This is a genomic window from Clostridium sp. (assembly GCF_030532265.1).
In the GTDB taxonomy this organism is placed as follows: Bacteria; Bacillota; Clostridia; order Clostridiales; family Clostridiaceae; genus Clostridium.
Window position 1 is genome coordinate 429 of sequence record NZ_JAUNLM010000057.1, and the last position, 12047, is coordinate 12475.

Here is a 12047-nt window from a genome sequence, read left to right on the forward strand (position 1 = left end):
TCTAAGCCACCTTGATCTCCTTCTCTTCCTAAGAATCCTAAATAAAATTGATTTACAAGATTTTTAGCTTCTCCTCTTTTATCATCTAGTGTTACTGTTATTGTTCCTTTATTCTTTATTCCTATATTATCTAAAATGCTATTAAACTCAGCTGATTGAATATTTCTTGACAACATAAGTCTTTTTGAATTTCCACTATTTAAAAAATTAGTCCAATATTTAAAACCATCTTCATCTACAACTCTATTAAATAATCCTTTAAAAGAAGCTTGTACAAATTCTTTATTAGTATAATTTTTAGATTTAAATTCATCACTATTTATCATAATTTCTAAAACATTTGCAACTGTTTTATTTCCATTTATTATTTCATTAGTCCAATAATCTAAGCCACCTTGATCTCCTTCTCTTCCTAAGAATCCTAAATAAAATTGATTTATTAAATTTTTAACATTATTTTCATTATTTTTTACAACTACATTATTAGTATAACTGGCATTTGATTTAGAAACCTCTTTATTTATCATTTCTGCGCTAGCACTCACATTTGTAAATAATACTACGTTTGCAGCAATAAGTGTTGTTACAAGAATTCTTTTCACTTTTTATCCCCCTAATTAGTTAATTAATATAAAAAGAGTTAAAATTAATTATTAATTTTAACTCTCATCCTAAATTATACCATAAAATGATAACATTTGCTATTTTAATTCGTTTTTTGCACAAATTAATGCACTTTCAATAACATTATGCATATCATAATATTTATATTCAGCAAGTCTTCCACCAAATATTATATTTTCTTCTTTGTCTGCTAATTCTTTATATTTTAAATATATATTATTGTTCTTCTCATTATTTATTGGATAATATGGTTCATCCCCTCTATTCCAAGTAGCAGGATATTCTTTAGTTATTATAGTTTTATCTTGATTTCCATATTCAAAATGTTTATGTTCAATTATTCTTGTATAAGGAATATCATACTCAGTATAATTTATAACAGCATTACCTTGATAATTTTTCTCATTTAATATCTCATTATGAAATTTTAAACTTCTATACTCTAAAGTACCAAATTTATAATTGTAAAACTCATCAATCATCCCTGTAAATACTATTTTATCAGCTAACTTTTCTAATTCCTCTCTTTCCTTAAAAAAATCCACTGATAATTTAACATCTATACCTTCAAGTAGTTTTTCAGTTATCTTATTATAACCACCTATAGGAACCCCTTGATATTTATCATTAAAATAATTGTTATCAAAAGTAAATCTAACTGGTAATCTTTTAATTATAAATGCTGGAAGCTCTGTTGCTTTTTTACCCCATTGCTTTTCAGTATAACCTTTTATAAGCTTTTCATAAATATCTTTTCCAACTAGACTTATAGCTTGTTCTTCTAAATTTTTAGGTTCTTTAATATTAGCTTCCCTTTTTTGCTCTTCAATTTTTTTCATAGCTTCATCTGGAGTTTTAACTTTCCACAAACTATAGAATGTATTCATATTGAAAGGTAAGTTGTATAATTCTCCTTTATAATTTGCAACTGGTGAATTAGTATACCTATTAAATTCAACTAGCTCATTAACATAATTCCACACTTCTTTATTATTAGTATGAAAAATATGTGCTCCATACTTATGTACATTTATTCCCTCTATTTCTTCACAATAAATATTTCCACCTGTATGATTTCTCTTATCTATTACTAAACACTTTTTACCCTTTTTTTTAGCTTCATTCGCAAAAACTGAACCAAAAAGACCTGCTCCAACTATTAAATAATCATATTTTTTCATTTTAATTACCTCCTTAATTTTCTCTTTAATTCATTCAACACCAAAAATAATACATCACTCTTAAGAAAAAACATAACTGTAAGGTATATTATCATTCCTATACTAACTTCAAATAAAGTGAAAATTATACTAATACCTAAATTCATATCTAAAAAGCTTATTACTAAATACATTATAAAGGATGCTATAAATGGCTTATATAATGTTTTTAATATATCTCTTATATTAACTATCTTCTTTAAAAAGTATAACTGCGCAATAGTTACAGAAAATTCCGCAATTACTGAAGCTATAGTTGTTCCTAAAGAATTTATATATGGTATTAATATTATATTTAATATAAAATTAACTATAGCCCCAACAAAAACTGAAATAGTAAATTGTTTTTCTAATTTCATTGGTAGCATAATTTGTATGCCTAATATATTACTCCAACTTATTGCAATTATTAAAAGCGAGCCTACTTGAAGTAAAATTTGAATTCCATCAAATTCTTTTCCATAAAACCACATTGAAAAACCGTTACTTATAGCCATTAATCCTAATGACATAGGTATTGCCATAAAAGTAATAAATGAAAAAGTTTTATCTATCATTTCTTTGAACTTATCTATTTTTCCTTCTGCATAAAGACTGCTCATTCTAGGTAACATTACTGTACCTAAAGATGTAACTAAAGCTAAAACTAATTTTATAGTTTTTTGAGAATTATCATATAAACCAACCTGTGCATCGTTAGTCATTATTCCAAGCATCGTTCTATCTAATAATACATAAACCTGCATAGCTAGTTGAGATATAAACAGAACTATTGACGGCTTTAAATGAGTAAACATAAAAACTAAACTTGGTTTAATCTTATATACTTTACCTTTTAATTCCTTCCACATAATAACTTGTCCTAAAAACATAGTAAAGGACATTATTAATGCATAAATAATTACATCATTACTATTTTTAACGAAGATAAAGATAGCTATTACTCCTATTGTTTTAGTTATAGTATTTCTTATAACCACGCTCTTCATATCTTCATATCCTATAAAAAACCAAGATATATCAAATATTGTTGCTAAAATAGTTATTGATTGAACTAAATATAATCCTTTGTTATTATTGTTTATAATAACAAATACTACTATATATAAAATTAATGATAAAGTTGTTGTTATCACTTGAAGTGCATAAATATTCCAAAACTCTTTAGACATTTTTTCTTTATCATTTTTAGTATATGCAATCTGTCTATTTCCATATAAAGAGATACCAACCATACCTAATAATATAAAATACTGTGCATAGGCATTAGTATATGAATACACTCCTACCCCTTCCGGGCCTAAAACTCTTGAAATATATGGAACAGTTATCATAGGTAATATTAGAGTAAATATTTGATATATAGTATTATATATAAAATTCTTTTTTAACCCCATTTTATTCACCTAATTTTTTTCTTATCTTTTTTACTTCTTTTATATATGCAGCTGGATCTATTGTTTTCCCTGTATTTAAATTTAATCCATCTTTTATTGATTGTTTAAGTATTCTTAATCTTAATTTTCTAAAACCTTTATAATGAGATTTTATAAGTGTTGCTAAAATTCTTCTATGTATCTCTCTTTTTAAAACTGATATAGATTCTTTCTTTTGTTTATCGCTTTCACAAAATTCATTAATAAATAAAAATCTATTTCTAAACATATAATACTCTTTCCACCAACTTTCAGGTGCAACTACTTTTCCTTGGTATGGTGGATCTTGATGATTTATTATAGAATTTTTAATTACATATCCTTTTAACTTTCTAGATACTCTATAAGTATATTCTGTATCATCTCCATATATAAACAATCCTTTATCTGGGATCCCAACAGCTTTTACTGCTTCTTTTGAAAATAAAGGTCCTACAAAGGCATTTGCTTCTATCTCAATAACCTTATCTAAATCTTCGTATTTTTCAACAGCTGTAATATCATTGACTTTATTTTCTGATATTAGCTTATGATGATACATTTGATATTCTTTATTATCTATTCCATATATTGCTGGAGCTAAAAAACCTATATTATCAAGATTTTCTTTTTCTTTTAATAGCTCTTCTAAACATCTTTTTGTTGGATAAGCATCGTCATCCATAATCCAATACCAATCTGGATCATATTTTTCTAAAGCATATTTTACTCCATAATGAAATCCACCAGCACCGCCTAAGTTATCTTCTCTCCATATTACATGGACTAAATCATTACTTTTTTCTATGTCTTTTAATTTGTTTTTATGCTCATCATTACTATTATTATCAACAACAATTATTTTTTCTAATTTATAACTTTGTTCTTTTAAAGCTTCAATTGTTTTTGCTAATGTTCCGACTCTATTATAAGTAACCGTTACAGCAACAACTTTATCGTTTATCATAAATTATTCTCCTTGTTTATATATATTAATATGAGAGTTAACTATATCTTTCCATGATACTATATCTCTATCGAAAAATTTCAAATCATCTTTTATTTCGAAGTATTTTTTCACTATGGCATCTTTGTTCTTAGGCTCAACATAATAAACTCCATCTAATTCTTCAATATTATTTGATGTTGTTATTATAGGTAACCCCTGATTATATGCAGCTAAAAAACTCCCATTTCTTTCTGATACCCCATCTCTAAAAGGTAATATACTTAGATCTGTAATTTTTAAATACTTTGAAACTTCATCACTTGAATTAATGAATCCAGTAATTAAAATTTTATCATTTAAATTATAATGTTCTATCATATCAATAATTTTTTTCTGATACTCATTCTCTTTACTTAATTCACTTAAAATTAATAACCTAATATTATCATCTTTTTTACAAATATCATTAAAAGCTTCTATAAGAAATTCCATTCCTTTTAACTCATTAACAAATCCAAAGTATGATATAAGTCTAAAATTTTGCAAATCCAACTTCTTTTTTAATTCATTTTTTTCTACTTCACTAATTTTACTTTTAGGAATATTAGAACTTATTGGAATATAGTTGATATTTAAATTCTTTGATATAGGTTTTAAAAATGATTTAATCATTTTATCATATCTTTTTTCTACTACTATAACATTATCAGCATACTTATAATTTACTAAATTACGCAACTTACCTTTAGCTGTATAACTTATATATTCATGTACCGTTTCAACTACCTTACATCCAATCTCCTTTTTTATTATTCTAGGTAAAAAGTTTATAAATAAAGATTTACCATAATTATCACTAGGATATTGTATGTGAACTACATCAGGCTTTATATTTCTTAAAGTATTTACAATTAAATCTTTTGAACTAAAATCCCATCTCTCAATAATATTAAAAACTTTTATACTTTTATTATCATTTTTCGCTAAAACAGAAGTTATAATACTAACTTCATTATTTAAAGAGCTTAATTCTGTCCCTAACATATATGTATAATCCCCAACACCACATTTCATATTAGGAAAAGCCCCAACAATAAAACATATTTTCATAAAACTACCACCTAGTTAAAACCTTAATATATTCTTTAGATATCTCTTCCCATGAAAAGAACTTTTGTCTCTCTTTACAATATTCTAGTGCTGATTTATATAAATCAGCATTTTTATATAAATCTATAATCTTTTGAGCTAATTCATTACTATCTGTAGTATTAAACTTCAACTCTTCTTTTTCAATAATCTCTTTTAAGGAGGTATTATTTGCTACTATTGAAATAGTACCATTTCTCATAGCTTCTAAAACTGGTAATCCAAACCCTTCATATATAGATGGAAAAACAAATGCAAAAGAGTTTTCCATTAATAAATTTTTCTCTTCATCCGTTACATAATTTAAAAATACTATATTCTCTTTATTTTCCTCTATTAAATTACGCTCCTCTTCGCATTTCCATCCATATTTACCACATATAACAAGTCTCATGCCAGTTTCTTTGTTTATTTTAGACAATGCTTTTATAAGAGTTTTTAAATTTTTTCTTGGTTCAATAGTCCCTAGAAACATTAAATATTTTTTTCTTTCAATATTATTTTTTTCTAATATACTAGTATCTTTCAAATAATTCTTTTTTACTACTACATCTTCATATATAACGGTAATTTTATCATTATCTATTTTAGGAAAATGATGTTGAATTCTTTCTCTAGTTGATTTTGATACAGAAATTATTTTATTTGCTTTTCTTAATGAATTCGGAATCAATAATCTATTTATTATCTTATTATATGTACTCATTGTTTCTTTAAAATCAAAAGAAACTAAATCATGCATTGTTAAAACAGTTTTAACATTGCCTATTTTAAATGGCAATACATGTTGAGTTCCCCAAAAAACTTCTATATCATATTTATTACATAATGCTTTTATATTAAAAAGATACCATAAAGTTTTTTTTAAATTTGTGTCTGTTTGTTCTATTATTTTTAAATTTTTATATTTAGAATTATCAAAATACACTTTTCTATCTGAAAATATATAATATTCATTTTCTTTGTCATTTTCTAATATATTCTCAAGTAAATATTCTAAATAATATCCAATACCTGTTTTCTTCTCTATTAATGGCCTTCCATCAATTGCTATTTTCATTATTATCTCCTTCCTTAGAGTTAGTACAGTAATTATATGTTAAAGCTATCATCATCCAATAATATCCAAAAACTAAATCTGGTATAGATATAAGTAATGAAATAGTCATTATCACAACTGATAATATAAGAGCTATAGATATTACTTCATTTTTTCTTCTATTTAAAAATGCACTTTTTAAAGTAATAAATATTATATAAAAATATGAAATTACTCCTAATAATCCTGTATTAGCTAAAAGATTAGTAAATGTATCTAAAGATCTAAATGATCCCCAACCTATCCCAACTAGTGGTGATTGTCTAAATATTGTAAAAGACATATTTACTGCATTGCTTCTTTCATGTCCTGACTCCAAGTTTATTTTATTTATAGTCATGTCTTTAATCATATCTACTAAAGTTCCCCAATATATATTAAATATATTTACCGCTAATATTATTACTAATATTGTACTTATAATAACAATAACATAAAATAACAATAGTCTTTTTCTATTTTTTCTTAAAGCATTATCTTTTATAGAGAATATTAGTACATATATCGTAATAAACAAAATAGTTAAAGCAATTCCTATATAAGCTGTTGATGATGTTGTAAGTATTCCACATATTAATGTCAATAAAATTATTAATACAAATATTAAATTTGATTTTAAATTATTCTTAAATATTTTCAAATTAGATAGCCATAAAATCATTATGATTGGTAAAATCCCAAGCACATTAAGTGCAAATGTTGACGGCTCTAAAGCTATTGAATTCACTCTTTTTATTCCATATACCATTTGAAAATGTAACTGTGCTAAAGCTATATTATTATTAAATAAATATGCTGGATATTCTATGCCTAAATAAAACATACAAAATTGCATTACTCCCCAAATTAACGCAAAAATAGTGCTAATAAAAAATATTTTTAATACATTTCTTATTTTTTCTTTTGAATTTATTTTTAAAGAAAGAAAAATCGCAAATACTAGCATAAATAATAAATATATTGGTTGTGTTATATTAGAACCTGAAAAAGTCAATTTTAGTACCTCATTGTTAAGCTGATTGTTAACAATAATAGTTTTGCCACTTATGAACATATATAATTCGCCAATAATAATTATTACACCAAATATAGCTAATGATTTTATTAATTTATTTTTCTTCATAATATTAGCTATAATTTCTTTATTTAAATATTTTTTACTTCTAATATAATTTATAATAACTTTTAAAATCCAAAATGATATTATAAAATAAAATGGCGCTATACCAGTAACTGTTTTATCTATATTGATTATAGATGTAGCTGTAAATGTAGAAAAAAATATACCTAAGTATAAAAGAAAATCTTCGCTCTTAAAAAACCCATATATTGTTAATGCGATGACCAACCATCCTATTATAGTAATTTCCATAATTTCTCCTCTAAATATTATTAAATTTTTATGTTAAATAAAGATTTGTATAAATATATAGTCTCTTTAGCACAATTTTCCCACGAAAAATTAATATAACTCTTATATATATTCTTTTTTATTTCAACTAAATATTTCTCATCCTCTAATACTCTATACATTTGATTTGCTATCTCTTCTATATTGTTGGGATTAACTTTTATAGCTCTATCTCCAACAACTTCTGGAATAGATGTTACATTTGATACTATTGTTGGAACTCCAAAACTCATAGCTTCTAAAGGTGAAAGTCCAAATCCTTCATAAAAAGAAATATAAATATATAGTGAGGCATTTTCATAAAGATACTTCAATTCATCATCATTTATTTTTCCAATTACTAAAACACGATCTTCTATATCATATTTATCTATTAATGATAATATTTCTTTTGATTTCCAACCTTCTTTGCCAGCAATAATAAGCTTTGCATCAGTTTTATCTTTTATTATATTAAAAGCATTTATTATTCCTCCTATATTCTTTCTAGGAGTAATAGTATTTACAGATAAAATATATTTGCCTTTAATATCTAATATAGATTTTTTAATATTTTCTATATTTATTTCTTCTTTGCTAAAATCATTAAATCCGTTATAAACTACACTTATTTTATCGGTAGTTTCTGGATAATATTTTTCTATTTCTGATTTAGTAAACTTTGTTATAGCAACTATCTTATCAGCTTTTTTTACTGACTTTTTAGTAATAAAGTTTTTCCATATTTTCGTTTTTGTTGAAAATTCATCTTCTAATGTTTTAAAGGCCATATCATGCATTGTTATTATTACTTTATTTTTACTAATTATTGGAGCCATAGTGTCTGGGTAATGAATTATAGCTTTTGGAAACATTTTGAATATCATTTTAGGTAACTTAAATTGTTCAAAAAAATTTCTATCTTTCCCACTATTGATATTATTTATTACTATCAAATCTTTTCTATCTACAAAATTATATTTATCCAAATCTTGACTTCTTATAACTATTTTTAAATCTATATCATTCTTATTTAAATACATAGCTTTAGAAAGTTCATAACAGTATCTTCCTATACCACCACTTAAACTAGTTTGCAATGCATTAAATACTACTACATTTTCCAAACTCATTCTCCTTATCTTTATCTGTTGTCTTTATACATGATTTAAATATCTTTTCATGTTCTTGAACAACTCTACTTATGTTGTATTTAATATTAGCATCTAAATATGCTTTTTCAATAATCTTATCTCTAAAATCATTATCATTTATATATTGAAAAATATACTCAATATATTTTTCAATATCATTATTTTCAACTAATCTTCCATTAATTCCATTATTAATTATATTTTTTATTCCACCAACGCTTGATGCAATAACCGGTACCTTAGAAATGAAATATTCAGGTATTACTAATCCAAATCCTTCCCACTTTGAAGTTAATAATGCTATATCAAATATACTAATTATTTCAGCAGTATTATTAACCCAACCTGTTATAGTAAATTTTTCTGATATCCCTAACTTTTTTATTAAATCATCAATCTTTTCTCTCTCTTCTCCATCTCCAACCATAATAAAATGGAAATTATCATTAATTTTGCACAATCTACTAGCTATCTCTACAAATGTTTCTGGAGATTTCTGCTCACTAATTCTAGCTACCATACCAACTACTAACTTATTAATAGGAATATTATATTTGTTTTTAATTTTAGAAGCATTAAAGCTTTTATTAAACTTTTCTATATCTATACCATTTTCTATAAGCGCTAATTTATTTTCTTTACAAATTTTATATTCTAATGCTTTATCATAATCATTTTTAGATATGCAAATAATTTTCTTAGTTAACTTGGCCAGCATTTTTTCAATTAATATGTACACATTCTTTTTTTTATTACTTACATTCATATCAAATGCCCACCCATGTGAATTATAAATCACTGGTGTTTTAGTGAAAATTGCCGCTATACGAACTAATGCTCCCGCCTTGCTACTATGTGAATATATTATATCAACATTATTATTTCTTAAATATCTAATAATACCCATTATAGATTTCAAATCACTCTTTAAAGATATCTCTCTTTTCATATCTAAATATTTAATATCGTCTACTAATTCATTATATATTTCTTCTTCTGTTTTATATAAATTAGAAACTAATAAATAATTTTGAAAAATATTTTTATTAGAGTATTTTAAAAAACTTTTTAAATACTCACTAACTCCCCCATTAGCTTGAGCAACGTGAAGTATTTTTATCTTTTTATTATTCATATTAACTCCTCTTTAAATATTTTATACCAAACATTCTTTTAAAGACTTTATTTTTGAAACCTCTTCTTTTTTACCAACAATAATATTGCCATCATTTTCTATGATATAAATATCATTTAATCCATGTATAATTACATTATGATTTTTAGATATTATTAAATTATTATTTGAATCAATACTATTTATCTTTCCTATAAATATATTACCATTATCATCTTTTTCTCTATATCTATCTAAAGCTTCCCAACTTCCAACATCATCCCAACCAAAATCACTTGGTATAACATATATCTCATTTGATTTCTCTAATATAGCATAATCTACTGATATAGAATCTGTTTTTCCATAATTCTCATTTATGTAACCTTGAAGTTCATTTACATTAATTTGTTCAATATTCTTTAAAGCATTGTACGTTTTTGGAATAAATTCTTTTATTTGATCTAATATATTATTTACAGTCCAAATAAACATTCCACCATTCCATAAATAACTTCCATCAGCTAAATACTCTAAAGCTTTCTCTAAATTCGGTTTTTCTACGAATTTATCAACTTTAATTACTTCATTGTTATTAATATAAGTTTTATCTTTAGAGAATTTTATATATCCATATCCTGTTTCCGGTCTATTAGGCGTCATACCTAATGTTAATATGGCCTTATCATTTTCTTTTAAGTACTTTTCACCATCTAATAATATATTTCTAAAACTATCTTCATCTTTTATTAAATGGTCAGATGGTAATACAACCATAGTTGCATCATTATAATATTTTTTTATTATCATTGCAGATAAAGCAATGCATGGTGCTGTATTTCTTCCTTCTGGTTCTACTATTATATTTTTCTCAGGAATATCTGGCAATTGACTTTTAACTAAATCAACATAGCTATCCCCTGTACAAACAAATATTCTTTCTATTGGTATAATTGGTCTTATTCTATCAACGGTCATTTGTATCATAGTCTTATCACCTATAAGGTTTAAGAATTGTTTTGGTTTTTTTTCTGTTGATAGCGGCCAAAATCTTGTTCCTTTTCCTCCAGCCATTATTAATGCACATAACATATGTAATTCCTCCTAAGCAAAAAAATTTAAAGTTATTTTCTCTATTTAACTAGCATTTTCATCTCCAAATAGTACAAAAAATGTTTTAAAAATAAGTTTTAAATCTAGACTTAAACATCTTTCGTGAACATATTTAACATCTAATTCCATCCACTCTCTAAAACCTATTGAATTTCTCCCCATGACTTGCCAATAACATGTTATACCTGGTTTCACTTCTAATCTCTCTAGCATCCATGGTTCAAATTCTTTTACTTCTTTAGGAAGACTTGGTCTTGGTCCAACTAAGCTCATTTCCCCTTTTAAAACATTTAAAAGCTGTGGTAATTCATCTATACTAGTTTTTCTTATAAATTTCCCTATTTTAGTTATTCTTGGATCATTTTTCATCTTAAACATAGGTCCAGACATTTCATTTTGTTCTTTTAGCTTGTCCTTAATTTCTTCAGCATTTACTACCATTGATCTAAATTTATACATATTGAATGTCTTTCCATGTAATCCTACTCTTTTCTGTGAAAAAAATACCGGACCTTTTGAGTCTAATTTTATTAATACTGAAACTACAATTAATATTGGAGATAATAAAATTAACCCTAGAATTGATGCAAATATGTCCATAAATCTTTTTAGAAACAAATAAAATCTACTATTATTAACTTTTTTATAACTATCTTCATAAAGAATTTTCTCTTCAATCAATACTCATTTCCTCCTAAAATTTATTTTTTAAAAATCTAATCTTATAAAACAAATTTTTCAAAGACAAAGGCTACTCCATCTTCTTCATTACTTTTTGTAATAAAGTCAGCTTTTTCTTTTACTTCTTCAAAAGCATTTC

General features: G+C 24.7%; 12 protein-coding genes. All 12 read right to left on the reverse strand.

Going from position 1 to position 12047, the window contains the following annotated elements; translation table 11 throughout:
- The coding region (locus tag Q4E08_RS10205) for a DUF4214 domain-containing protein (protein WP_303130705.1) at positions 1-602 on the reverse strand (602 nt) is incomplete at its 3' end.
- Between the two features lie 99 nt (positions 603-701).
- Positions 702-1805, reverse strand: coding sequence for a UDP-galactopyranose mutase (gene glf, locus Q4E08_RS10210; protein WP_303130706.1), 1104 nt, complete (start codon positions 1803-1805; stop codon positions 702-704).
- A gap of 5 nt (positions 1806-1810) precedes the next feature.
- The gene (locus Q4E08_RS10215; RefSeq protein WP_303130707.1) at positions 1811-3241 is read right to left on the reverse strand and encodes a flippase; all 1431 of its coding nucleotides are present in this window, start codon (positions 3239-3241) and stop codon (positions 1811-1813) included.
- 1 nt (position 3242) lies between these two features.
- Positions 3243-4226, reverse strand: coding sequence for a glycosyltransferase family 2 protein (locus tag Q4E08_RS10220; RefSeq protein WP_303130708.1), 984 nt, complete (start codon positions 4224-4226; stop codon positions 3243-3245).
- 3 nt (positions 4227-4229) lie between these two features.
- Positions 4230-5318 (reverse strand): glycosyltransferase, encoded by a 1089-nt coding sequence (locus Q4E08_RS10225; protein ID WP_303130710.1) that lies wholly within the window; start codon positions 5316-5318, stop codon positions 4230-4232.
- Between the two features lie 4 nt (positions 5319-5322).
- The gene (locus tag Q4E08_RS10230) at positions 5323-6417 is read right to left on the reverse strand and encodes a glycosyltransferase family 1 protein (protein ID WP_303130711.1); all 1095 of its coding nucleotides are present in this window, start codon (positions 6415-6417) and stop codon (positions 5323-5325) included.
- Positions 6401-7828, reverse strand: a complete 1428-nt coding sequence (locus Q4E08_RS10235) for an O-antigen ligase (RefSeq protein ID WP_303130713.1) — start codon at positions 7826-7828, stop codon at positions 6401-6403. Before Q4E08_RS10235 ends, Q4E08_RS10230 begins: the two co-directional genes overlap by 17 nt.
- A gap of 20 nt (positions 7829-7848) precedes the next feature.
- Positions 7849-8973 (reverse strand): glycosyltransferase family 1 protein, encoded by a 1125-nt coding sequence (locus tag Q4E08_RS10240; protein ID WP_303130715.1) that lies wholly within the window; start codon positions 8971-8973, stop codon positions 7849-7851.
- Positions 8951-10135: a glycosyltransferase gene (locus Q4E08_RS10245; protein ID WP_303130718.1), complete on the reverse strand. Its 1185-nt coding sequence runs from the start codon at positions 10133-10135 to the stop codon at positions 8951-8953. Before Q4E08_RS10245 ends, Q4E08_RS10240 begins: the two co-directional genes overlap by 23 nt.
- A gap of 21 nt (positions 10136-10156) precedes the next feature.
- Complete coding sequence (locus Q4E08_RS10250; protein WP_198608798.1) at positions 10157-11206, reverse strand: mannose-1-phosphate guanylyltransferase; 1050 nt, start codon at positions 11204-11206, stop codon at positions 10157-10159.
- A gap of 45 nt (positions 11207-11251) precedes the next feature.
- A complete protein-coding gene (locus tag Q4E08_RS10255) occupies positions 11252-11908 on the reverse strand; it encodes a sugar transferase (RefSeq protein ID WP_096515278.1) in 657 nt (218 codons plus the stop codon).
- 41 nt (positions 11909-11949) lie between these two features.
- Positions 11950-12047: HAD hydrolase family protein (locus Q4E08_RS10260; RefSeq protein WP_303130722.1), on the reverse strand; the 98-nt coding region annotated here is incomplete at its 5' end.